Below are 21562 nucleotides of genomic sequence, written 5' to 3' on the forward strand. Positions count from 1 at the left end.
GCACTTCACCTGTAATGCACCACCTCCGGCCTGAGAGTTGCCATTGGGGCCGCGTGTAAATATTTCAACTCATTCCGGTAGTCAAGAAGTAGGTGTCCATTACCAGGGTGCATTGCTGATAAAAACGTTCCGTAACCCTGGAGCATTTAATATATGCGGACACATTCACACCGGTGCATTATCTCTACGCTATAGACATAACACAGAGGGACTGCCCTCACATCGCGGTGAGCAAGAACATCAGAGGACTCCGCGTCTTCGTGCTTGGAGGTAACCCTTCAGGCAGCCGCATGGAGATGGTGTCCCTGTTCGCATCAAACAGATGGTACAGTGGACGAGGCCCTGAGGTTCATATCTGAGCAGGACCACGTTGGCGACCTGGACGTGCTTGTGAAGAAGGGCAATGCCGCAATATGCAGGTACAGCATAGCCAGGACTGAGGCGCTGCATACTCTCATGAACTATGGCCAGAGGCTATACCCGTTCATCGCTTCCAACGGGATCGAGAGGTGGATGTTCATCTCCGACGAACCACACCTTGAGAGGAAGGTGCACGACACGGAGATGACAAAGATCACCGGGATACGCAGGCTCAGCAGCGAGGAGTTCCTTGACCTCTACCTCTACACCCAGGTGCAGGTCTGGAAGGCTCACAGGTACTCAGGGGGACGGCTTCGAGGGATACAGGCTGATAGCGGAAAGTGTGGCGCTTGGGTACTTTGACTGGCCCAGGAGGGTGAGCCTGAGCGAAATGAGCAAGCGGCTCAACGTCCCAAGGACAACCCTGACATACAGGATCAGGAAAGCGGAGCGTGACGTGCTCAACGACATTCTAGACCTCTGACCTGCCATAACATATCATGTCTTTTTAATAAGATTTGTCACTGTTCAAAAAACTGTTTTATGTTGGTTTTAAAATTTCATTGGGATGAATCGTAGAATCGTAGCTGTTGTTATTGTGGTGATTGTTATCGCTGCCATAGGGCTGGGAGTAACTGAAGGCTATCTCCACAGCCACAGTGCAAAGCAGCAGAGCGGGAACACACTGATCATTGCGAGCTCGGCCACCCCCACTTCAATAGACCCTGCGGTGGCCTTTGACACAAACTCAGTCTTTTTCGACGACCAGATCTACCAGACCCTGATCGGGTACGGTACCACGACAGTGAACGGCCAGACAGTGGGCTCGCTCACCCCTGTGCCGGAGCTTGCGACGAACTGGACAGTGAACCCCAACGGTTCGATACTGTTCAACCTGAGGCAGAACGTGACCTTCTCCAACGGTGACCCATTCAACGCCACAGACGTGCAGTTCACCCTCGACAGGGTCATCACCATGTCACAGGGTGCTTCCTTCCATGTTGCACAGTTCCTGAACGAATCCGGTATACATGTACTTGGGCCGTACAAGATACTGCTTGTCCCCCCCAGGCACCCTACCCGTGGTTCCTGAACCTGTTCCAGCTCTGGGTCACGGGGATCGTTGACCCCAACTACGTGAATGACCACGGCGGCGTGCAGAAGGACTCCGTGAACCCGTACATGTCGGACCACGCCATGGGCACTGGCCCTACATGCTGCAGAGTTACAGTTCCAGCGAGATCGTGCTTGTCGCGAATCCCCCCCACTACTGGGGCCCGCAGCCCAACGTGACCAAGATAATATACGAGGTCGTGCCGAGCCCGGCCACACAGGAGACCCTGCTGGAGAAGGGGGGGTCCGTGAACGTTGCGCTGAACATACCGCTGAACCAGATGTCCACGCTCTCCAACTACACGAACCTGAAGGTTAAGGCCGGCCCTACTTCTTCCGAGTACTACATAGGCCTGGATGAGAACGTGACACCATTCAACAACCTTGACGTGAGGAAGGCAATTGAATATGCTGTCAACGCAACCCAGCTCACGCAGTTCTCCACATTCGGCTACGGCCTCCCGATACAGAGCGTCATAGCGCCCACCATCGAATCGTACATACCGGCGTTCAAGAACTACACCCAGAACCTCACGCTTGCGCAGGAGTACCTGGACAAGGCTGGCTACCCCCCATGGCTTCACCACGACCTTCTACTACACCTCTGGCGACCCCCCCATAGGTAGCTCGATTGCAACGATACTGCAACAGCAGCTGGCAAGGATAAACATAACGCTGAAGCTCCAGAGCGTTGAATCGGCCACCTTCAACGACGAGGTGGGCCTGGGGCAGTGGCCCATGTTCTACGAAGGCTGGGTCAACCTGCTTGCAACACCTGACGATGGGATGAGGCCACTCTTCAGCTCTCTGAACATCGGTATATACGGGAACTACAACTACTTCAACAATTCCACCGTGACCAACGACCTGATACAGGCAGGCAAGGACTACAACCAGACGCAGAGGGACAAGCTCTACCAGCAGGTTCAGGACATACTGGCACAGCAGGCGGTTGAGGTGCCGCTGTTCAACCTCGAGAACGTCATACCCATGACGACCAACGTGCACGACCTGTACATATACCCGACCTTTGACATATTCGTCTACCAGGTGAAGATGGGATAGGCCATGAACAGCCTAACCCGATTCATCATTTTTAGGCTCCTCGCACTGGTACCGACGGTATTCGGCATCATCGTCGTCACCTTCATACTCTCCCATATTGTCCCTGGAAACCCTGCCCTGATACTGATAGGTCCGGAGGTGAACGGTGCCGAACTGAAGGTGCTCGAGAACGAACTCGGCCTCAATAAGCCCCTCTATGTGCAGTTCGGCATATACCTGAACGACCTGATACACCTCAACCTTGGCTATTCATACATACTCGGTGAGCCCGTCAACTACGAGATAGCAACGCGCTTCCCGGCCAGCTTCGAGCTTGCCATTGCTGCAATGGTCATAGGTCTCCCAGCAGGGATATACCTCGGTATATATTCAGCTCTCAGGGCCAACAGGGCCGGTGACCACATAAGCAGGGTCTTCTCGCTGCTTGGCATTTCGATGCCCGTGTTCTGGATAGAGATCGTCATGATCTTGGTCTTCTATACTTACCTGGGCTTGGCACCGGCACCGTTCGGTCAGCTGAGCCCCCCCTCACTGACACCGCCCCCCCGAGGATCACGGGAATGGTGATCCTGGACTCGCTGATAACCGGAAACTTCGTGGATTTCGGCAATGCCATCTGGCACATAATCCTGCCCGCCGTGGGCCTCTCCCTTGCCCTCATAGCCACGCTGTCCAGAGTGGTCAGGTCAAGCATGCTGGATGTCCTGAACAGGGACTTCATGAGGACGGCCTTCGCCATTGGGCTCCCGAGGAACATCCTCATGAACAGGTATGCCCTGCGCAATGCCCTGCTTCCGGCAATAACCGTCGCTGCAATCCAGGCCGGTGCCTGATGAGCGGGGTCGTGCTCACCGAGACCGTGTTCTCATGGCAGGGGGGGCTCGGCCTCTACGCAGTCCAGGCCATAGACCAGCTTGACTATCCGAGCGTCATGGCAGTGGTGCTGGTCTCGGGCCTGCTGTTCGCACTCGTTAACTTCGTTGCGGATCTGCTCTATGCCTATGTTGACCCGAGGGTGAGGCTACAGTGAGTGAGGCGAGAGTGTTAGGCCTGGTCCGAAGGCGCAGGGAACCTGGCCTCAAATTTGAGGCCCTAAGGCTCTTCATGCATTCACCCACCGGGATAGCCGCCATCGTGATCCTGGGAATATACGTTGTCCTGGCCGCCTTTGGCCCCCTACATTGCTCCCTACAGGCCGGACCAGATCGACCTGGCCGCCAGGATACTGCCCCCCCTCGCCTGCCCACATAATGGGCACTGACGAGTACGGGAGGGACATCTTTTCCAGGATCCTCTACGCAATAAGGCTCGATTTGGCCATCGCGTTCCTCTCCGTAACGCTTGGATATGCACTCGGCGTCCTCATAGGCCTCGTATCCGGGTACATGGGCAGGATCACGGACAACGTTGCCATGAGGGTCATGGATATACTCCTCGCATTCCCGTCGATACTCTTGGCAATCGCTATTTCCATAGCCATAGGCCAGGGCTTCTGGACGATAGTGATAGCGGTCACCGTGGTCTCCCTGCCTGGCTTCGCCAGGGTTTCCAGGAGCTCGGTGCTCTCTGCCAAGAACGAACTTTATGTCACAGCGGCGGTTTCCATCGGCGCGTCGAGGGCCCACATAATGCTCCGGCACATACTGCCACAGACCATAACGCCAACCATCGTGCTCTACGCCCTCAACCTTGGGAATGCGATCCTCGTTGCCGCGGGTCTGAGCTTCCTTGGTGTGGGCATACCTCCGCCCACCCCCCCAGAACTCGGTGCCATGGTGACAGAGGGCCTGCAGTTCGTGGTCTCCGGGCAGTGGTGGGTCTCTGTATTTCCTGGCCTCTTCATTGTGTTCATAGTGATAGCGTTCAACATGCTAGGGGACACAATAAGGGAGGTAACAGACGTAACACTAAGGAGGTGATCAGATGTATGACGATTACACCCTCTATGTTGAGGACCTTTCCATAGAGTACACCCTGGGACTCAGGCGGGTTTACGCACTGAACAACGTGACCTTCGGCATAAGGAAGAATGAGAGTGTTGGAATCGTCGGGGGGGAGAGTGGCTGCGGCAAGTCCACCCTCGCCATGGCCATAGGGCACATACTCCCACAGAACTCTGTCGTGACATCAGGGAGGATCTACTTCAACGGAAAGGTTATCGTGGACAGCGAGATGGGTGCCTCCTTCTCCCTCAGGAGCTCAAAGAGAGAGAGGAGGATAGAGGAATCCCTGAAGATGGTGCGCTGGAAGGGCATCTCCGTTGTGTTCCAGGGTGCGCTTGACAGCCTGAATCCGCTGCTCAGGGTAGGTGAGCAGATCTCCGATATATTCATATACAGGCTGAAAAGGCGCCTGACGAGGCCAGGGAACTCAGCCTCCAGCTACTCAGGTCGGTTGGCCTTGATGACTGGGTCTACGACGCCTTCCCACACCAGCTGAGCGGGGGCATGAAGCAGAGGGTAGTCATTGCAATGGCCATATCCCTCAGGCCGAGCCTTGTCATTGCAGACGAGCCCACAACCTCCCTTGACGTGCTCACACAGTACAAGATAGTGGAGGAGCTCCTGCGCCTAAGGGATACCTTCAACGTGAGCCTGCTGAGCGTGTCCCATGACATTTCAATGATCTCAAGGCTCTCCGACAGGATCATGGTCATGTACGCGGGCAAGGTGGTCGAGATGATACCCTCATCCGATTTCTCCCGGGCAAGGCACCCGTACACATTCATGCTCGTAAACTCCATACCGAGCATCCAGGAGGACATATCGGAGGTCTTGCCCATAGAGGGGGGGTCACCGCCCAGCCTCCTGACCAAGCCAACCGGGTGCCCCTTTGAACCAAGGTGCAGGTACGCTACAGGGAGTTGCAGAGAGCCAGGGGGGGCAGATGAACCTAGGGTCGTCGAGGCCGGCCACACAGTATCGTGCACTGTACTGCCGCAGATGAAGAGGGACGCAAGGGCAAGTAGCGCTGTCAGGGAAAGTGCCCATGGCCCGGAGGGTACACCGATTATTGAGGTCAGGGACGTCACGAAGGTATTCTCCAAGAGGTCAGGCCTCAGGGAAGGGAAGGCCTCCGCGGGGAGCGGTGTAACTGCCCTCGACGGCGTCAACTTGAGTATCTACCCTGGCGAGTGCGTGGCCATCGTCGGTGAAACGGGATCAGGCAAGACAACACTCAGCAGGATTGTGGGCCTACTCGATGAACCCACCTCAGGATATATATCATATATGGGGAGAAGGTCGACCTGAAGGACAGGAGAGCTGTGTCCAGGCTCCGAACCAGCATACAAAGTATATTCCAGGACCCCCCCTTCCAGAGCATAAACCCCAGGTTCACTGTGGCCAGGGCAGTGGCTGAGCCCCCCCTGGAAGTGAATGGCCTGAGAGAGGGCCTGGAAGAAAAGGTGATGGACGCACTGGAGAGGGTAGAACTTAGGCCTGTGGAAGAGTACATGCACAAGTACCCGCACCAGCTCAGCGGCGGGCAGAGGCAGAGAGTTGCCATCGCAAGGGGGGGACTGGTCCTCAACCCGTCCCTCCTCATTGCTGACGAGCCCATATCCATGCTCGACGTCTCCCTGCGTGCTGGGATACTGAACCTGCTCAGGAGGCTCAAGCAGGAATCTGGCGTATCAATAATGTATATAACGCATGACATAGCGTCAGCAAAATACATAGGAGACAGAGTCTACGTGATATACAGGGGGGGTCAGGTGGTGGAGAGTGGAAGCGTGGGCCAGGTGATCTCGGAACCGCTGCACCCCTACACAATGGCCCTAATGGTGGCGAGCAGGGGGGGCTTCAGGGGGGGATCCGCCAGGAGCGAGCTGGGAGAGAGGATATTCAGCACAGAGGAGGGCAATAGGGACACCGGGTGCCTGTTTGAACCCAGGTGCCCATTTTCCAGGGACGTGTGCTCAAGGGAAAGACCTGAATTGAAAGAGATATCCAGTGGTCACAGTGCGAGGTGCCACTTTGCGGGCACACTGAGGGCTGAGGCAATGAAGGCTCAGGCCTGAGACGGGGGGGTACGTGGGATGCGATACCCATCATACCTATCTCCGCACCTTTTTGGAGTGTGCGATAAGCGACTTAAGGGCACCATCATAATGTGACTATTAACAGTGGAGGATCGAATTCCCTGAACACCGCACTCAGAATCCGAGGAAATGGGCCGAAACCAAAAAGGAGTATTATGAGGATACGGATACCGCACCCTTGCTCTCCTGCTCCCTGTGTTTGTTTATGACGGAGAGTGAGAGCCAGTACACGGACTTCACGGCACCGAGCATGCCGGAGAGGTCGATCTTCGAGTAGTCGTAGGCCTTTCTGCCCTTGGTCTCCATGAACTCCTTGAACACGTCCTCGATGCTGCTGAATATCCTGTCCGTCATGAACTCCACCATCTTCGCCACCACGCCGTTGTTAAGCCTAGCGTTGAGTCCTGGCATGAGGTCCCTGGTGACCTTCAGGTCGTGCTTCCAGGCGATGTAGAGCAACTCCCAGTACTTCGACGGGAGCTTCTCGAGGGCGGGGAACGGGTTCTTGGCAAGCCTGGTGCTCGTTATCGGTATCACGGGCAGAGGGAAGACCCACACCTTTACGCCGCTCTCTATGATGTCCTCCACCAGCCTTATGCTCTTCTCCACATCCTCGTCCGTCTCATCCGGGTAGCCTATGGTCATGGTGTAGCAGGCGTGCACGTGGTTGTCCGCCAGTATCCTCGCGCTCTCCACTATGACCTCTCCCCCCCACTGCTCCGGCCTGTACGGGAACGGCTTGCCCCCCCTCATGTACTTTGATATTATCCTCTCGCTCCCGCTCTCAAGTCCGATCACCGGCGTTTCCGCACCGTACCTGTCGTACTCCGCTATGTGCGATATGGCCTCAACGGTCTCAGGGCTCTGCACCACCGGAGGTGCGGATATGTGGCTGAAGTACATCTGCTCTATGCCCATCTTCTTGACCTCGCTGAAGAGGTTCACTATGGCCTCGTGGTTAACGCCCAGCCTCTTGGAGCCGTAGAGCATGATGTCATCCGTTATCAGGTCGCTCACCGTCTCTCCAGCGCTATGTTTATGGACAGCTCCCTCTTTATCTGCTCCATGGGTATTGTCCTGAAAGTCTCGGGCGTGATGGAGCAGAACTGACACCCCCCCCTGGGGGGGCAGCCCCTTGTTATCTGCACCTCGCCCATCCTGGACGGCTTTATTATGGTGGGTATCTGCTCCACTGGCGCGTTCCTGCCGTTCACGATCCTGGGCACTTCCCTGCCCGCCACCAGGTCGTTTATGACCTTCGGCATGTCCACCTCAACCTCGCCGTTGAAGACCACGTCCACCCAGTCGGGCCTCTCCAGGCTCATCTGCCACACGCCAGGGCCGCCCACTATTACCCTGAAGCCGTATTTCTTCTTCAGTTCAGAGACCTTCTCGCCCAGTTCCTCAAAGAACCTGGCCGTCCATGAGGGGGGGCCACCGCCGAAGAGCATGGTGAGCTTGGTGGAAACGGGGGGGCTCAGCCCGTATGGATCGTGCACTGATATACCTACTACCTTCGTGTTGCTGTCCACAGCCCTCTCTAGCGCCGAGGGCGGGACGACACCAACGCTCTTTATGCCAGCACTGTAAACCGATGCCTCTACCTTCCTGAGGGCGTACGGAGCGAACTTTGCTTCCACTTCTCTGCCGGTCTTCAGCTCTGGAGCGAATATCTTGTCCATCATTATCCTCGGCACCAGCCTGTAGGGCATGCAGGCCACATAGCCAGAGCGGTGCTCCTGGAATAATCCGTGAAACTACCCCCCCTGTCAGCGGTTATGACAACAGAGTAGGACATATTTTTTTATGAAATCTATATTTAAAACTTTAATGGATCGGGTAAAAATTAACTTCTTATTATTGTACGGAGGTTAAAATTTAAATCCCAAATCGGGTGCTCGTTAGGAAAGCGAGATGCCGCCGTCCACAACGATGACCTGGCCTGTTATGTAAGAGGCGTCTCCGGAGAGGAGGAACGATACCACCCTTGCAACCTCTTCCGGGGAGCTATCCTCTTCAGCGGTATCCTGTCCTGCACGGAAGAAAGAGCCTTCTCGTCCCCCCCCAGAGCCACTGCGTCATGTTCGTCCTTATGAAGCCCGGGGCCACGGTGTTCACCCTGACCCTGGCGCCAGGGAGAGCGCCATTGACCTTGTGGCGTGTATGAGCGCTGCTTGGTGGCTCATAGGATATGGAGCCCAGGCCCACCCTGAGGCCTGCCAGTGAGGATATGTTCACTATCGCAGAGCCGTCCTGCATCCTTGTGTGCAGGGACCTCACGAGGAAGACCGGCGCTGTGAGGTTCACGCTTACGACCCTGTCCCATACCTTTCTCTCGACTGCAGTGACGTCACCTATGCCACCAACGCCAGCGTTGTTGACCAGCCCGTCAAGCCTCACACCCATCTCCTCGATCCTCCCAGAGACCGTATCGATGCCCTCCTGCCCGGAAAGGTCAGTGACAACGTCCACCACCATGTCCCCCGTACCTCTCCCTGACCTCCCTGAACTCACCGTGCTCCTTCCTGTGCACTGCAATGACCTGCCAGCCCGCGAGAGGAGGTCAGATACAACAGCGAGGCCCATGCCCGTGGCTGAACCTGTGACAAGTGCAGTCCTGGCCATACACTCCCATGGCTGACATGTACTCAAAGATTCAGTGGCTCTCCGGACTTAAAACGCCACTCTCCGCACTGGCCCTCTCGCACTCGTGCTTTATCCTCATGAGTGCGTGCCTCGTGCCCGTCCTGAAGTGCTCCGCAATCCTCCCCCCCTCGAACAGGCGGAGGTAGAGGGAGAGCGACACCTCCCATGTGGAAGAGAGGCGTGTCCTCCCGCCCTCGCCAGAGACCTCCTCCACCTTCATGCCCTTAATGGGCCCTGTGAGGTAATGGGTCTCGAACCTCCCCCCCTCTCCCATACTGAACCTCACAGTCCCGGTCCGCGGGAAAGCGAACCTTATCCTGTAGACATCGGGGGGGCCACCTGAAAGCTCCCTGGTGCCGTGCCAGAACTCCGGTATGGTGCTTATGTTGCTCACGACAATGAACACCCTCTCCGGATCGGAATCTATTTCCACGCTCTCCCTGAACCTTATCATGGTGTAAGGATCTAAACACACTATATATCTGTGGACTGTGCCCACGAAGAGAGGCGACTGTATGCCATTATGTTCGCCTCGCTCAAGACCTTCCTGAGCACACTTACACCGGCTTTCTGGCCCTGGTCACCATAAGTGTCTCCAACTAGCTCGAAGCACACCACTGGCCTAACACCTATGTCGAAGAGCTGCATCGAGAACATCACCACAGAGGCTGAGGTCTCCACGCCAGTGACGAGCACTTCCCGAATCGCGTTTTCCCTGAGCCACACAGAGAGCTCTGCTGTCAGTGGGCTGTAGGTGTTGTGCCAGAACACAGGATAGCGTGAGAAATCGAACTCCTGCATAAGTTGCCTGTCACCCTGTTCCCTAAAGCCTGGCCACCACTCCATGAAACTCCTGAATGGTGAGATTTCATCGTTCTTGAAGGCGCACACAGCCACCGGAAGCCCGCTAAATGCCTCCGTGCGAAGCAGGTCTGCAACCCTTATCAGCGCAACAACCGTTGACCTGCACCTGAGCCCTCCTGCGGGTCTATGATGACGACGGCCTTCGTGTGCCACCACCTCCGAGGAGCACGAGAGAAAGAACAAGAGAGACGAAAGAGCCCAGCAGTACACCTGCATCGGAATTCCTGAAGATTCCTGTGGCAAGGGGGGGCCCAGTGAAGAACGGAGACGAGGAGAGGAGGAAGGCCACTGCCGTTCCGATGAGCCAGGAAAGCAGGGGGGGCCTGGCAGGGCCATGTACCCGCACCCTCCCAGAGAGGAGTGTGTGTACCACCATGACCATGCTCCATGGTCCAGCCCAGTCACCAAGCAGGCTCAAAAACGACTCGAAAGACCCCAGGAAACTCCTCAGGGAGAGGAGTATGAAGCTGCACCTGCCCCCGGACACAGCGGCGTCGATCCAGACGCTCCTGTACCTCGCATTCTCAGGCCAAGGAGCAACAGGTTGAGGCCAGATGAGTAGGCGTTCATTATGTTTGTGCTCGTGTTCATACCGAACCCCCCCAGGACATAGTAGACGGCAAGGAACCATGCCGGCATTAGGGAGCCTATGAGCAGGAAGGGGGGGTTAGAGGAACTGGCTATCTCTTCCCTAGACACGAGGAGGAAGCCGAGCATCGAGAGGGCGAACAAAGGCAGGAAAGCCCCGATCAGTGGTACAGGACTACTTTCTTCTCACTTGTCCCCCCCAGTGGCAGGTACCTGCTGTAGTCAGATGCGTAGTTCACCCAGCCCAGTGTAGTGCCTGAAAATATGAACGTGACAGCAGACACGAATGCGCCAGGGCCAGCCCCCCCTGGACTGTCCAGAAATGCATAGTCCACGTGTGGCCAGAGGAAGAGTATCACAGGTACGGTCAAGAGGCCGAACGTGTACGAGGCATACTTCTGGAAGGAGGATACGGTTGCGTGCCCAAAAATAGGCCACACAAAGGTTGCAGCCAGCGATACCGGGAGTGAGACCGAGACCGCTTCCAGGTAACCGAACCCAAGGAGGCGCTGGAACAGCGTGGTGAGCAGGAGAGTGCCCACACACATTAGCGCAGTCTCCCAGCCGAGGACTGTCAGGTACGAGAAGAGCGTGGGCAGTATGTTGCCCCTCCTCCCGAAGACCACGGACGAGGAGACCATCATTGTCGATCCCTGCCTCACACCCGGCAGGGAGAGGATGCCAACAATGACGAATGTGAGGAGGCCTGTACCTATGGCAGCTACAGCCTGCCAGAAGTTAAGGCCAAGTGAGGCCACAACTGCACCGTACACTATGTTGAGGATGCCAAGGTTGCTGGCAAACCACAGGTAGAAGAGCTCGCGTGCATGGCCGTGCCTGTGTTCCACGGGCACTGACTCTATGCCTGCACTCTCGATCCTCAGTGGCCTGTCATCAAAATCAACCATATGGAACCACTGTCCGAACATGTGTTCGACATATTAATACATAATGTTCCCTTCAACTGCGGTCTGTGATCGCTACGGCATGTATTTAAAAGAGTGGGGGAGTTTTATTTAACTGGTTTCAGTTAGGGCTACCGTGCGCAGAGAGGTCTATGTTGCTGCAGGTGCGGTGATTATAATCGTAGTGGTGGTTGTTGCATCGTTCACGCCACTCTTCACTATACTTAACCCCCCCAACAGCGGGGTAGAGCAGAACTCAAGGAACCTGGTGATAAAGAACGAGACCTACTTCGTCCAGGGCCTACAGAGGCCTGTGGCTGTCATAGAGGACAGGTACGGCGTCTACCACATATACGCCGAGGACAACAACGATATGTTCCTGACGCTCGGGTTCCTGCAGGCTAAGGAGAGGCTCTTCCAGATGGAGCTCATTGCCCTTGCATCAATGGGCAGGCTCCAGTACCTGCTCGGAAGTGGCTACGCCAACTACGACAGGTTCCAGACGCTCGTTGGGGGGGTGCCGGTGACAGCACAGAAGGACTGGCAGGAAATGCTGGGCAACGCGACAGTAAACGCCACCGATGCCGAGAGCGTGCAGGCACTTGAGGCCTATTCGGAGGGCATAAACGACTACATAAACTACTCGCTGGCCCACAACCTCCTACCACTGGAGTTCAAGCTCCTTGGCAAGAAGCCCCTTTACTGGAACCCGGTGTTCTCCATCGCCATTCAGGAATACATGATACAGGTCCTAGAGTTCAGCGATGACCCCCCCCTGCTCTACAGCCTCATGTACAGCAGGATGGGGCCGGCGATAAACTCGATCATACCGCCCTTCAACCCCCCCATACAGACATACTACTACGCCGGCTACTCAGGAGAACCGAACAGTACCGTGCTCGCGATATCGGAGAACAACTACATGGTAAACAACACGGTGCAGTCGCTTGCGCTCAGACTGGCGGAGGAGTGGGACCCGCTCAACCTCCTCGGTACCAACCCGCCGGAGCACAGCAACGAGTGGGTCGTGGCCGGGAACAGGACGTCCACCGGGCACCCGATCCTTGTGGGCGGCCCCCCCGTGCTCTCCTTCACCCTCCCCCCCTCCATTTGGTTCCAGGTGCAGCTCACAGACCCGTACTACAAAGTCTACGGCGTTGTGCTGCCCGGTGAACCCGCAGTCATAATAGGGCACAACGAAAACATCGCGTGGACTCTTACGGATACAGAGGCGATATCCTGGGGGGGCACCTTCTTCTTCGTGCAGACCGTGAGGGATGGGCAGTACCTGTGGAACGGCACCATGCACCCCCTCACACACTACCATGTGAACGGCATGACCGTGAACTGGACGAACCTGGGGGGGCCGGTGATGGTGCAGGACGGCTCGACTGCCCTGGTCATGGACTGGATGGGGGGGAACAGGTTCAGCAACGACCTCGGAGCGCTCCTCGGTGTCATGAGGGCCTCCAACTACACGCAGTTCAGGGACGCCCTCTCCATCTGGGAGGCGCCATACCAAAACTTCGCTTTCGCTGACAGCAGCACCATTGCTGACATATCGCCCGGTTATTATCCTGTCTTCGCAGACAGCAGCGGCCTGCCGTACAACCCCCCCAACGGCATCATGCCCGGGAACGGAACTGAGTACATTGTTTCCTCCATACCTTACAGCATGGTGCCCCAGCCGTCGACCCCCCCGCAAGCGGCTTCATAGTCAGTTCGAACCAGAGGCAGGTGGGGGCCGGCATACCCGTACTGGTTCGGGGGATACGATGAGCTTCTCACCAGGGTTCAGGGCCCAGCTGGAGGTGGACTACCTGGAGGACCACACAGAGCTGACACTCCGGGACATGATGACGCTGCAGTCCGAGAACTTCACGGATACGCAGGCGGAACTGCTCCTCCCGCATATCGAGGCTAACCTCTCTTCCTCCATGAACGCAAGCGTCGAGGACGCGCTCTCCATACTCTCCGGCTGGAACTACAGCATGGAGCCCTCATCGAAGGCCGCAAGCGTCTGGTTCTTCTCTTACATGTATATCTTCAACGACACCTTCAGCCACATATTCGAGGACTATGGAATATACCCTGCATACAGGAGCGTCCTGAACGTCAGCGGCATGGGCGGCAGCTTCCTAAACACGATAGGGATACCATCGCTCGGCCTCGCACTGACGGAGATGCTCATCACAGGGCATGGACTTCCCGGACTGGGGGATGAACGTGACGCAGGTCGAGGTGCAGGGAGTGGAGCAGGCCATGCACTACCTCTACAGCATGTACCCGGATGGGAACTTCACCTGGTCCCACTTCTACGGCTTCCAGTTCCCCCCCAGCATCCTAGGCATTAAGTCAATAAGTGTGGGCCCGGTTACCGTTGGGGGAGATTACAACACCCCCCCAACGACGCGCCTGGAGTTGGCCCCCTATAACTTCCCAGCGTCAGGGCAGAGCTTCAAGATGGTGGTGAACCTGGCCAACATATCCGATTCCTTCGGGATCTACCCGGGCGGGCAGAGCGGTAATCCAGCCAGCACACAGTATGCAAACTACATCAATGACTGGGCCAACGGTACCTATCTGCCACTGCTCTATTACCCCCCCAGCTACGACGTGTTCCCTTCCAGGGACATAATGGCGGAGATAAGCATACTGTGAGGTGGTGGAAGTGAACAGGTACGCTTACCCGCTATCCTTCGGCGTTGCGGCAGCCCTCACATACCTTTTCCTTATGTCGCCCATCTGGTACCTTACCATCCTCGCTGGCCTTCTCTCCGCACTACCGTTGTACGGAAAGCCAATACCTGTGGCCCTCTGCTCCATGGCCGGATCCGCGGTGGGGGGGCTGGCAGGTTACCTTTACCCCCCCTCATACAGGATGGCCTGGGCAGGGAGATGGCTGTGGTGGGTGCCATTGCTGGCATATCCGGTGGTGTCCTCACTGCACTGGTCTTCGTGCTGACCATGGCAATGGCGGCTGGCGGCTCGCTGATAGGGAACTACGCCAGGTCGTTCGTCAATTTCTGATTTCCCTCCGTGCGCTGGAAAATGGAGACAGGAACATGGCCACAGTAACCGCGAGGGACACGTAGACCAGTGCGTCGAGGAGCTCTGCCAGGTTTTGCTGCCCGCTGGCCTCATAGAGGACTGCGAACGCCAGGACTATGAGGACCGAGAGGAGGAGGATAGGAAGGAGGAGGCTATCCTTCCCCCCCTCACACCCAGGCGCGGTGAGTAAAGGTGGGCGATGGGCATGCAGACCGCAGTGACCATGAAGGTCACTGCAAGGAGGCTCGTGTTCGGGACGACGAGGTGCTCTGCCCTGACCAGTAACAGGCTCCCTGCGGAGAGGACCACCGCAGCGGTTGCCTTGTAGGCCAGGGAGTGCCTCCCGTGGAGGAGGTAACCGAGGAATGTGAAGAGGGATATGCCCCCGACTAGACCGGCGAACAGGTACGGGAACTGGTTGGTGTAGCCGAGGAGGTATATCAGGTAATAGGCATAGCCCTCAGTGAGAATAAGGGAGGAGGAGAGGAGTGATGCAGCCACAGGAAACGGAATGCCACGGAGGATCGATGTTGCCCTACCTTCCATGGCCACCCCCCCTCCGCCTGAGATACCCGGCAGTAGCAACTGCCACCTGGACCAGGACTATAATGCCATAGAAGAGAGGCTGCTCATAGAACGGTATTATATAAGTGTCCTTCTGCACGAAGACCGTGGAATTGACCCGGGAGAGATTGAAGTCCGAGCTGCCGTACCTTGCGTAGGGCAGCTGCGAGAACGGTATCTGAGGCTCCAAGGGGAAGAGGGAGGTGAAGTTGTAGCCTGATGTATTGTTGACAGGCCTGAAGTATATGGTTTCCGGGACCGGGAAACCCTCCTGTGCGCCGAATACGATCGGTGGCCTTGCGGTGTAGTTGCCCCCCCTGTACTCATGGGTGAAGTCGAACATGTCGATGGGTATGTTGGAGAGCGCCACCAGGCGGTTCAGTGCCGGGAGTCTCCAGTTGTAGTCGATGAAGGCTATGAGGGAGGTGTGCGTCATCAGGGTGCCAGATATGTAGTCCTCCTTTGCATACGGCGATATGACGATAAGGGGCACCCTGAAGCCCAGCTGCACGCCGCCTATGGAGGGCGGGGGCACCTGGTCATAGTACCCTCCGAACTCGTCATAGGTTATGAATATGGCAGTGCTGTTCCACTCGGGGGCTCCTCTCAAGGAGGTCCACAACATAAAGCAGGAAGAGTTCGCCGTTGAGCACGTTGTCTGGGGGGCCCTGGTCATCGAAGGAGCCCTGGGAGTAGAGGTAGCTGACGGCTGGCAGGTCGCCGTTCCTGGCCTCCTGCACGAACTGTGCCCAGGACTGGATGTTCTGCCTGTGCTCCGCCAGGCCCTGCACGATGGCCAGCTCCGGAAACGGCATAGATGCATTCATTATGTAGAAGCCCCCCCAGGATATGCCGTAGTGCTGCAGCTCACCGAAGATCGTTTCGCTGAAAGGCACGTACGGGGGGGGCGGGCCGTAGTCGTTGATGACGGGCGAGAACCCGGCTATGTAGTAGAGGTGGTTCGGCATGCTCTCTGATATCTGCGGCGCGAAGTAGTTGTCCGCAATTGCGTACTCCTCTGCAAAGTCCCACTCAGGCGCCATCTGGTCAGCAGTGTAGTATGTGAGCGACTGGGGGCCGCTGCCCTGCAGGAAGCCGTCCATCTTCCCGTGGGCCCAGTCTATGTGGTACTGCACGTAGCCCTCATAGGGATCGGGTGTGGTGAAGCACCCATAGGGCACCTGGTGCAGCATTGACAGTATCGAGGTGTTGTTGAGCAGGTTCAGCGGTCTGGAGAGCTGCGATGACAGTGTGGCGTTTCCGGTGAACCGGTTTTCCGGGAATATTTCGAACATGTTGTCGAAGCTGTGGTTTTCCAGGAATATGTTCACGACATGCCTTATCGGCGTCCTTGTGCTGTTCTCACCTGCAGCGTATGCCTGTGCATACCCTTCATGGACGCCCTGGACCCGGAGCCCTCCGGGGATGGCGGCGGACAGGATGAGCAGGGCTGCGAGGATGCAGGTCCACTTCATGCCATTTGCCAGTCATATTTTTTATATAATATTTGGCAGCCGTGAGTGTAGGACACAGTGTCCCATCACAACCAGGTGTGATGGAACCTTTCCATGGGGCTGCATGACCGCCAGAACTCTTGTGGTGCGCACACCCGGACTTGCCCGTCAATCCCATCCAGGTATCCGTTTCCCCCCCATGATGGGCTGTTAAGGAACTTTATTAGCAGCTGTTCGCATAATGCATCAAATCAGTTCAACCGGATGGTGATGGATTGGACAGAACTGGTCTCGCCGTCCTGGGGATAGACCTCGGGACATCTTCAGTGAAGGCTGCCGTGTTCGATGCGTCCGGTGGGCTCCTATCCTCTTCCGTCAGGCCATACGGCATCAGGGTGGACAGCTCCGGCATGGCAGAGCAGGACCCCCCCAGGGACTGGGTGAGGGCGAGCATCGATGCTGTGAGGGACGCACTTGACGGTGCCGGGAATGTCAGGGTAAGGGCCATAGGCCTCACCGGGCAGTGGTCCGGAACTGTGCCCGTTGACAGTAACACCGAACCCCTAGCAACGCCATAATCTGGATGGACACCAGGGGGGGTGCACGGGCAGTGAGGAGGCTCGCAGGTGGCTTCCCATCCCTGGGCGGCTACAGGGTCGACAAGCTTGTCCGTTGGATCAGGATAACAGGCGGCGCACCCGCGATGTCAGGCAAGGACTCGCTTGCCCACGTCCTCTACCTCAAGGAGGAGGAGCCGGACAGATACAGGGAGGCATGGAAGTTCCTTGAGCCAAGGACTTCCTCGCTGCCAGGCTCACCGGTTCAGTGAAGGCGTCCTGGGACAACATAGCTCTCATGTGGTGCACCGACAACAGGAACCCTGGCAATGTCATGTACGATAAGGGCCTTGTGAGGCTCGCTGGACTGCAGATGGACAAGCTGCCGGAGATAGTCAGCCCGGCAGACGCGGTGGGCGGCCTCTCCAGAGAGATGGCCGGCGAGCTGGGGGGGCTGGGCGAGGGGGGGCTGCCGGTGATCTCCGGGGGGGGCGGCGACATGCAGTGTTCCCTGATAGGCTCAGGCTGCACACAGGAGGGTGAGGCCCTCCTCTACCTGGGCACCTCCTCGTGGATAACGTCGCACGTGAAGAGGAAAAAGACAGATGTGGCCCACAACATCGCCTCCCTGCCAGCAGCGCTCCCTGGCCTCTACTTCCTGGCCGCGGAGCAGGAGAACGCAGGCTCCTGCCTTGAGTTCGCCTGCGACCTCCTGGGCCTGAAGGGAGACTATGGGCGCGTACACGAGGCCGTAGCAGCTTCCGGGGAAAGCGGTGCGATCTTTCTACCATGGCTCATGGGCGAGAGGGCGCCGGTGGAGGAGCCCTGGCTGAGAGGCGGCATCTTCAACGTCTCCCTCTCCACAGGGAAGGGAGAGGTTATTAGGTCCGTGATGGAGGGTGTTGCCCTCAACTCCAGGTGGTTGCTCGGGCCAGTGGATGCATTCCTTGGGACAAGGTCTGAACCACTCAGGATGGCTGGGGGGGCTGCGCGCTCTCTCCAGACTGGCCCCCAGATATATGCGGACGTGACTGGCAGGAGGGTACAGGTAGTCCGTGATCCCAGGGAGGCAACTGTCAGGGGGGGCGCAGCGATGCTCGCGGCCATGTCCACTGGCCTCGCTGACATGGATGCGGTGAGGAGGTGCTGCTTGCCATACAGGGAGTTCAGGCCCTCCGGTAAAGACTACTCGGAGAGGTACGAGGTGTTCTTGGAGCTCTACAGGAAACTCAGGAGGGAGATGAGGAGGATGAACTCGCGTCAGGTGTAGAGCCACTCCACTATGTCCTTAAGGAAAGCGTCCACCTGCTCCGCAGGCAAGGACATGGCTGTTCCGTATACAGGGGCCATGCCTGCGGTGCTCCCAGCGTGCTTCGCCTGCACGGAGGCCCAGGCCAGGTCTTCCAAGAATTTTCCAGTGACCTCGCCGCTGACGTGCCTCATGGTGAGGGCTATGTGGAACGCGGGTGGGTCGATGAGGCCGCTGAGCATCCACCCCCTGCTGCCCATCAGGTCCATTATGGCGTGCGGGTTCCTGTCATCGGAGGTGAAGGCGATGACCCAGAGAGGCTTACCCAGCACCCTGATCCCGTCCACAGACCTGGCGCCCTCCACGATCCTCTTTCCGGCCTCCAGGATCCTCTTTGAGGCCTCCCTGTAGCCCCTCCTCCCCCCCCATGAGCCTCATGACCGCCCATGCGGCTGCTATTGGGTACCCGGGGCGGCTGCCGGCCATCGTGGGTGTGAAGTATATGCCGCCCTGCCACTTGCCCGTCGCGTATAGCTGCTCCTTGAACAGCTCCGGCTCCCTGTAGAGGACAACAGAGGTGCCCTTGGGTGCGAAGCCGTACTTGTGCGTGTCCATGGATATGGATGTGACGCCAGGCAGCTCGAAGTCGAACCTGCCAGAGTAATAACCGAGCTCCCTTGCCCAGGGCATTATGAACCCGCCCAGGCAGGCGTCCACGTGCATCCCGATGCCGTGGTCCATGGCGACCTCCGAAAGGTCCTCTATCGGGTCAACGGCGCCGTGCGGGAAAGATGGGGGGGCGGAACCGACAATTGCGACTGTGTTGCTGTTCACAGCCTCCTTGACCTTCTCCACGTCTGCCCTGAAGTCCCCGTCAAGGCCAACGAACCTAGGCCTGATGCAGAAGTAGTCACAGGCCTTGAGGAAGGCGGCGTGTGCGGACACCGGTAGGACCACCTCGGGCCTGTCTATCCCATTCTTTTTCCTGAAGTAGTCCCTGTAGGTCTTCATGGCCAGCAGGATGCTCTCCGTGCCACCGGATGTGACAGACCCCCCCTGGTGAGCTCGTCGCCGTGCATTATGGAAGAGCACATCCTGACTATCTCCCTCTCGTACTTGGTCAGGCTGGGCCATATGTCCGGGTGGAGAGGGTTCGTCTGGGAATATATCCTGTAAACTCGCTCATAGAACCCCGTCATTTCATCCCCACCATGGTACACTGCGCCTGATACCAGGCCCTGCTTCCAGCCCTTCTCCTCCTCCCTGGTGTAGGAGGACATCTCCTCCACTATGGTGTCCGCATCAGTGCCCTGCTCCGGGAGTTCGCTGATGGAACCTCTGGCCTCGTACGGTTTCATCTTCCTCTCTATCTGCTCAAGGAAGGAATCGCTGTCCGGCATGCAGGCAAAAGTCCAATGGCCTATTTTAGGGTTTCACATTTTTCCCGATTCCTTCTACCTTGTGTGCTGTGTGTGCCGGTATACGCGCCAAGGTGTGGAAAGTGTTATAGCACGACGCAGGATCAGTGGTGGCGTCCTTCTGCAGGGCGCAGGGCAGGTGTTCGGATTTGGAGTTCGGCACACTCGAGTACATGAGGGAGGTGCAAAGGGTAACGAACGGCGACAGCAGGTTCGCACAGATGATGTCCGGTAACGACGCATCGTTCACATTCGTGATGGAGGAGGAGCCTGAGAGGGGGCGTAGACAGGCCGGTCACTGTGGGCTATTCAGTCAGGGCAGGGAAGATCGATGACGTCTGGACAGGGAAGAGGGAAACTGACTACACGATCTCAGGAAAGTACTCAGTCTGGGTGAACCTGCTCCTCGGGAGGCAGACCGTCACGAGCGCGTTCCTCTCCAGGCGGCTGAGAGTTGATGGTGACTTCAACCGCATACTCAGGATGGTGCCTGCCACAGAACACTGGCTCACACTGCTCAGGAGGGTCGCCACCGAATTCCATGGAGATTACTCGAAGTTCAACCTGAAGGGTGAGTGAGCATGGCAAGGAGCGCTGCTTCCCTCATCACCGAAACGCTCGGGAATTACGGCGTGAAGTTTGTCTTCGGCGTGCCCGGCGACCAGCTCTACTCCCTCATGGACGAGTGCCTCCGTTCGGGAATAGAGTTCATTTCCTTCAGGGATGAGAGGTCAGCGGCGCACGCTGCCGGGGGGGCATTCTCGAGGCTGACCAACCGCCTGTCAGTCGTCGCCTCAACCGTCGGGTCAGGTACAGCGAACCTGGTGGGCGGCGTCTACCCCTCATGGGCTGACGGTGTCCCGGTCCTGATAATAACGGCACAGAACCAGACCTTCAGGCCCTACGCTGACAGAGGATCCATGCAGGCCCTTGACCAGGTGGCGCTCCTCAGGGGGGGCGTGACGAAGTGGAGCGCGTACATAAGCAACCCGGATGCTCTGCCCGGCAGCCTCGTCAGGGCCATACACACCGCAACAAGCCCCCCCCTTTCGGCCCAGTTCACCTGGACGTGCCATCTGACGTGCTCTTCTCCAGGGACTACACATCAAGGCCCGCAACTGAGTTTCCCAGGTACGCCCCCCCCTCAGGCCCATCCCCCCCGGAGCAGGTTGAGGCCGTGGCCAGGGTGCTCTCCGCAGCCGAGAGGCCCCCCCTCCTCCACCTTGGCAGAGGGGGTGGTCGCATCTGGCGCGGAGGACCTGGCATTGGGCTGGCAGAATTTTTAAGGATACCGGTGACCACGACCATGCAGGCACGCGGTGCCATACCCGAGGACCACGGCCTGTGCCTCGTGCCGCTGAGCTACGGTGCCATAGCGGCACAGAGGGACGCTGACCTCGTGATCTCCGTCGGGTGTGGCCTGAACGACCTCGACTTCTTCGGCAGGGCCCCCCCGGTGTGGGGGGCGAGGCCGGGCAGAGGTGGGTCAGGGTTGATGTGGATCCCGGGAGCTTCGCCAGGGGGCAGGGTTGCAGACATACAGGTCGTCTCCGACGCCTCCGTATTCCTCTCGTCCCTCCTCAGTCACCTCCGGAAAACAGGAGCGGGAGAGTTCAGGTGGGACATGGGGGGGAACTACAAGGGCCTTGAGGCCTCCTGGACCTCGGCCATGTCAGCGGGCCTCCA

37 protein-coding genes and 1 pseudogene are annotated in these 21562 nt (G+C 57.7%); 22 read left to right on the forward strand and 16 right to left on the reverse strand.

Annotated elements, in window-relative coordinates; all coding sequences use genetic code 11:
• Positions 1-173 precede the first annotated feature (173 nt).
• The 13 genes from JCM13583_RS11875 (at position 174) to JCM13583_RS02635 (ending at position 6559) form a co-directional block, all read left to right on the forward strand.
• Positions 174-359 carry a hypothetical protein gene (locus JCM13583_RS11875; RefSeq protein WP_162509258.1) on the forward strand — a complete coding sequence of 62 codons (186 nt, stop codon included), beginning with the start codon at positions 174-176 and terminating at the stop codon, positions 357-359.
• A complete protein-coding gene (locus tag JCM13583_RS11880; RefSeq protein ID WP_162509259.1) occupies positions 331-723 on the forward strand; it encodes a hypothetical protein in 393 nt (130 codons plus the stop codon). The genes JCM13583_RS11875 and JCM13583_RS11880 overlap by 29 nt, the downstream gene beginning before the upstream one ends.
• Positions 704-844 (forward strand): helix-turn-helix domain-containing protein, encoded by a 141-nt coding sequence (locus tag JCM13583_RS13660; protein ID WP_171823377.1) that lies wholly within the window; start codon positions 704-706, stop codon positions 842-844. The genes JCM13583_RS11880 and JCM13583_RS13660 overlap by 20 nt, the downstream gene beginning before the upstream one ends.
• A gap of 84 nt (positions 845-928) precedes the next feature.
• The gene (locus JCM13583_RS02595) at positions 929-1453 is read left to right on the forward strand and encodes an ABC transporter substrate-binding protein (protein ID WP_162509260.1); all 525 of its coding nucleotides are present in this window, start codon (positions 929-931) and stop codon (positions 1451-1453) included.
• A 121-nt stretch (positions 1454-1574) separates the two neighbouring features.
• Positions 1575-2099, forward strand: coding sequence for an ABC transporter substrate-binding protein (locus JCM13583_RS02600; RefSeq protein ID WP_075056593.1), 525 nt, complete (start codon positions 1575-1577; stop codon positions 2097-2099).
• Positions 2011-2538: an ABC transporter substrate-binding protein gene (locus JCM13583_RS02605; RefSeq protein ID WP_075056594.1), complete on the forward strand. Its 528-nt coding sequence runs from the start codon at positions 2011-2013 to the stop codon at positions 2536-2538. Before JCM13583_RS02600 ends, JCM13583_RS02605 begins: the two co-directional genes overlap by 89 nt.
• A 3-nt stretch (positions 2539-2541) precedes the next feature.
• Positions 2542-3105: an ABC transporter permease gene (locus JCM13583_RS11885; RefSeq protein ID WP_162509261.1), complete on the forward strand. Its 564-nt coding sequence runs from the start codon at positions 2542-2544 to the stop codon at positions 3103-3105.
• Positions 3099-3371 (forward strand): ABC transporter permease subunit, encoded by a 273-nt coding sequence (locus tag JCM13583_RS11890; RefSeq protein WP_162509262.1) that lies wholly within the window; start codon positions 3099-3101, stop codon positions 3369-3371. The genes JCM13583_RS11885 and JCM13583_RS11890 overlap by 7 nt, the downstream gene beginning before the upstream one ends.
• Positions 3371-3568: an ABC transporter permease subunit gene (locus JCM13583_RS11895; protein ID WP_162509263.1), complete on the forward strand. Its 198-nt coding sequence runs from the start codon at positions 3371-3373 to the stop codon at positions 3566-3568. Before JCM13583_RS11890 ends, JCM13583_RS11895 begins: the two co-directional genes overlap by 1 nt.
• A gap of 220 nt (positions 3569-3788) precedes the next feature.
• On the forward strand, positions 3789-4457 hold the full coding sequence (locus JCM13583_RS02615; protein WP_075056595.1) for an ABC transporter permease: 669 nt from the start codon (positions 3789-3791) through the stop codon (positions 4455-4457).
• Between the two features lie 4 nt (positions 4458-4461).
• Positions 4462-4977 carry an ATP-binding cassette domain-containing protein gene (locus JCM13583_RS02620; protein ID WP_075056596.1) on the forward strand — a complete coding sequence of 172 codons (516 nt, stop codon included), beginning with the start codon at positions 4462-4464 and terminating at the stop codon, positions 4975-4977.
• Between the two features lie 8 nt (positions 4978-4985).
• The gene (locus JCM13583_RS11900; protein ID WP_162509264.1) at positions 4986-5789 is read left to right on the forward strand and encodes an ATP-binding cassette domain-containing protein; all 804 of its coding nucleotides are present in this window, start codon (positions 4986-4988) and stop codon (positions 5787-5789) included.
• Between the two features lie 14 nt (positions 5790-5803).
• Complete coding sequence (locus tag JCM13583_RS02635) at positions 5804-6559, forward strand: ATP-binding cassette domain-containing protein (RefSeq protein WP_162509265.1); 756 nt, start codon at positions 5804-5806, stop codon at positions 6557-6559.
• Between the two features lie 174 nt (positions 6560-6733).
• Here JCM13583_RS02635 and JCM13583_RS02640 read toward each other — a convergent pair.
• The 8 genes and pseudogenes from JCM13583_RS02640 to JCM13583_RS02675 all read right to left on the reverse strand — a co-directional run bounded on the left by JCM13583_RS02640 (position 6734) and on the right by JCM13583_RS02675 (position 11586).
• Positions 6734-8292: pseudogene (locus JCM13583_RS02640) on the reverse strand (B12-binding domain-containing radical SAM protein).
• A 189-nt stretch (positions 8293-8481) separates the two neighbouring features.
• Entirely contained in the window at positions 8482-8565 is an 84-nt protein-coding gene (locus JCM13583_RS02645) for an SDR family oxidoreductase (RefSeq protein WP_075056597.1), read from the reverse strand.
• 31 nt (positions 8566-8596) lie between these two features.
• Positions 8597-9205, reverse strand: coding sequence for an SDR family oxidoreductase (locus tag JCM13583_RS02650; RefSeq protein WP_075056598.1), 609 nt, complete (start codon positions 9203-9205; stop codon positions 8597-8599).
• A gap of 31 nt (positions 9206-9236) precedes the next feature.
• Complete coding sequence (locus tag JCM13583_RS02655; RefSeq protein ID WP_075056599.1) at positions 9237-9680, reverse strand: SRPBCC family protein; 444 nt, start codon at positions 9678-9680, stop codon at positions 9237-9239.
• Positions 9681-9700: 20 nt separating this feature from the next.
• Positions 9701-10243: an isochorismatase family protein gene (locus JCM13583_RS02660; protein WP_075056600.1), complete on the reverse strand. Its 543-nt coding sequence runs from the start codon at positions 10241-10243 to the stop codon at positions 9701-9703.
• Entirely contained in the window at positions 10215-10577 is a 363-nt protein-coding gene (locus JCM13583_RS13665; protein ID WP_075056601.1) for a hypothetical protein, read from the reverse strand. Before JCM13583_RS13665 ends, JCM13583_RS02660 begins: the two co-directional genes overlap by 29 nt.
• Positions 10538-10822, reverse strand: a complete 285-nt coding sequence (locus JCM13583_RS02670) for a hypothetical protein (RefSeq protein ID WP_075056602.1) — start codon at positions 10820-10822, stop codon at positions 10538-10540. The genes JCM13583_RS13665 and JCM13583_RS02670 overlap by 40 nt, the downstream gene beginning before the upstream one ends.
• 17 nt (positions 10823-10839) lie before the next feature.
• Positions 10840-11586 carry a cytosine permease gene (locus JCM13583_RS02675; RefSeq protein WP_171823378.1) on the reverse strand — a complete coding sequence of 249 codons (747 nt, stop codon included), beginning with the start codon at positions 11584-11586 and terminating at the stop codon, positions 10840-10842.
• Between the two features lie 133 nt (positions 11587-11719).
• On the opposite strand from JCM13583_RS02675, the gene JCM13583_RS02680 reads away from it, so the two are divergent.
• The 3 genes from JCM13583_RS02680 to JCM13583_RS02690 are packed head-to-tail and all read left to right on the forward strand — an operon-like array spanning position 11720 to position 14244.
• Positions 11720-13300 carry a penicillin acylase family protein gene (locus tag JCM13583_RS02680; RefSeq protein ID WP_171823379.1) on the forward strand — a complete coding sequence of 527 codons (1581 nt, stop codon included), beginning with the start codon at positions 11720-11722 and terminating at the stop codon, positions 13298-13300.
• 58 nt (positions 13301-13358) lie between these two features.
• On the forward strand, positions 13359-13937 hold the full coding sequence (locus JCM13583_RS02685) for a penicillin acylase family protein (RefSeq protein ID WP_075056605.1): 579 nt from the start codon (positions 13359-13361) through the stop codon (positions 13935-13937).
• The gene (locus JCM13583_RS02690) at positions 13846-14244 is read left to right on the forward strand and encodes a penicillin acylase family protein (protein WP_075056606.1); all 399 of its coding nucleotides are present in this window, start codon (positions 13846-13848) and stop codon (positions 14242-14244) included. Before JCM13583_RS02685 ends, JCM13583_RS02690 begins: the two co-directional genes overlap by 92 nt.
• A gap of 24 nt (positions 14245-14268) precedes the next feature.
• Here JCM13583_RS02690 and JCM13583_RS13670 read toward each other — a convergent pair whose 3' ends face one another.
• The 4 genes from JCM13583_RS13670 to JCM13583_RS13675 all read right to left on the reverse strand — a co-directional run bounded on the left by JCM13583_RS13670 (position 14269) and on the right by JCM13583_RS13675 (position 16673).
• Positions 14269-14409 (reverse strand): hypothetical protein, encoded by a 141-nt coding sequence (locus tag JCM13583_RS13670; RefSeq protein ID WP_171823380.1) that lies wholly within the window; start codon positions 14407-14409, stop codon positions 14269-14271.
• Positions 14410-14748: 339 nt separating this feature from the next.
• Complete coding sequence (locus JCM13583_RS02695) at positions 14749-15186, reverse strand: hypothetical protein (protein WP_075056607.1); 438 nt, start codon at positions 15184-15186, stop codon at positions 14749-14751.
• A complete protein-coding gene (locus JCM13583_RS02700; RefSeq protein ID WP_075056608.1) occupies positions 15170-15808 on the reverse strand; it encodes a hypothetical protein in 639 nt (212 codons plus the stop codon). The genes JCM13583_RS02695 and JCM13583_RS02700 overlap by 17 nt, the downstream gene beginning before the upstream one ends.
• Positions 15759-16673: a hypothetical protein gene (locus JCM13583_RS13675; RefSeq protein ID WP_075056609.1), complete on the reverse strand. Its 915-nt coding sequence runs from the start codon at positions 16671-16673 to the stop codon at positions 15759-15761. The genes JCM13583_RS02700 and JCM13583_RS13675 overlap by 50 nt, the downstream gene beginning before the upstream one ends.
• A gap of 254 nt (positions 16674-16927) precedes the next feature.
• Here JCM13583_RS13675 and JCM13583_RS11905 point away from each other — a divergent pair, with 254 nt between their 5' ends.
• From JCM13583_RS11905 to JCM13583_RS11915, 3 genes are read left to right on the forward strand one after another with little or no spacing between them, the layout of a single operon-like run.
• Complete coding sequence (locus JCM13583_RS11905) at positions 16928-17230, forward strand: hypothetical protein (RefSeq protein WP_171823381.1); 303 nt, start codon at positions 16928-16930, stop codon at positions 17228-17230.
• 5 nt (positions 17231-17235) lie between these two features.
• Positions 17236-17481 carry a hypothetical protein gene (locus tag JCM13583_RS11910; protein ID WP_162509271.1) on the forward strand — a complete coding sequence of 82 codons (246 nt, stop codon included), beginning with the start codon at positions 17236-17238 and terminating at the stop codon, positions 17479-17481.
• Positions 17478-18479 carry a hypothetical protein gene (locus JCM13583_RS11915; protein ID WP_162509272.1) on the forward strand — a complete coding sequence of 334 codons (1002 nt, stop codon included), beginning with the start codon at positions 17478-17480 and terminating at the stop codon, positions 18477-18479. Before JCM13583_RS11910 ends, JCM13583_RS11915 begins: the two co-directional genes overlap by 4 nt.
• On the opposite strand, the gene JCM13583_RS02715 is transcribed toward JCM13583_RS11915, so the two are convergent.
• Genes JCM13583_RS02715 through JCM13583_RS13680 form a run of 3 tightly spaced genes read right to left on the reverse strand, consistent with a single transcriptional unit; the run spans position 18470 to position 19858 of the window.
• Entirely contained in the window at positions 18470-18823 is a 354-nt protein-coding gene (locus JCM13583_RS02715; protein ID WP_075056610.1) for a hypothetical protein, read from the reverse strand. The two genes, JCM13583_RS11915 and JCM13583_RS02715, sit on opposite strands and share 10 nt — an antisense overlap.
• A complete protein-coding gene (locus JCM13583_RS02720) occupies positions 18780-19550 on the reverse strand; it encodes an aminotransferase class V-fold PLP-dependent enzyme (RefSeq protein ID WP_075056611.1) in 771 nt (256 codons plus the stop codon). The genes JCM13583_RS02715 and JCM13583_RS02720 overlap by 44 nt, the downstream gene beginning before the upstream one ends.
• Positions 19466-19858, reverse strand: a complete 393-nt coding sequence (locus JCM13583_RS13680; protein WP_075056612.1) for a hypothetical protein — start codon at positions 19856-19858, stop codon at positions 19466-19468. Before JCM13583_RS13680 ends, JCM13583_RS02720 begins: the two co-directional genes overlap by 85 nt.
• Positions 19859-19983: 125 nt before the next feature.
• Here JCM13583_RS13680 and JCM13583_RS02730 point away from each other — a divergent pair, with 125 nt between their 5' ends.
• The 3 genes from JCM13583_RS02730 to JCM13583_RS11920 are packed head-to-tail and all read left to right on the forward strand — an operon-like array spanning position 19984 to position 21162.
• The gene (locus JCM13583_RS02730) at positions 19984-20211 is read left to right on the forward strand and encodes a hypothetical protein (RefSeq protein WP_075056613.1); all 228 of its coding nucleotides are present in this window, start codon (positions 19984-19986) and stop codon (positions 20209-20211) included.
• A complete protein-coding gene (locus JCM13583_RS02735; RefSeq protein WP_075056614.1) occupies positions 20177-20455 on the forward strand; it encodes an SCP2 sterol-binding domain-containing protein in 279 nt (92 codons plus the stop codon). The genes JCM13583_RS02730 and JCM13583_RS02735 overlap by 35 nt, the downstream gene beginning before the upstream one ends.
• Before the next feature lie 2 nt (positions 20456-20457).
• Positions 20458-21162 carry a hypothetical protein gene (locus JCM13583_RS11920; RefSeq protein ID WP_162509275.1) on the forward strand — a complete coding sequence of 235 codons (705 nt, stop codon included), beginning with the start codon at positions 20458-20460 and terminating at the stop codon, positions 21160-21162.
• A gap of 76 nt (positions 21163-21238) precedes the next feature.
• Here JCM13583_RS11920 and JCM13583_RS13685 read toward each other — a convergent pair whose 3' ends face one another.
• Positions 21239-21415, reverse strand: coding sequence for a hypothetical protein (locus JCM13583_RS13685; RefSeq protein WP_171823382.1), 177 nt, complete (start codon positions 21413-21415; stop codon positions 21239-21241).
• Positions 21416-21562: the final 147 nt, after the last annotated feature.

The sequence above is a fragment of the Thermogymnomonas acidicola JCM 13583 genome, from assembly GCF_001316105.1.
GTDB lineage: Archaea > Thermoplasmatota > Thermoplasmata > Thermoplasmatales > Thermoplasmataceae > Thermogymnomonas > Thermogymnomonas acidicola.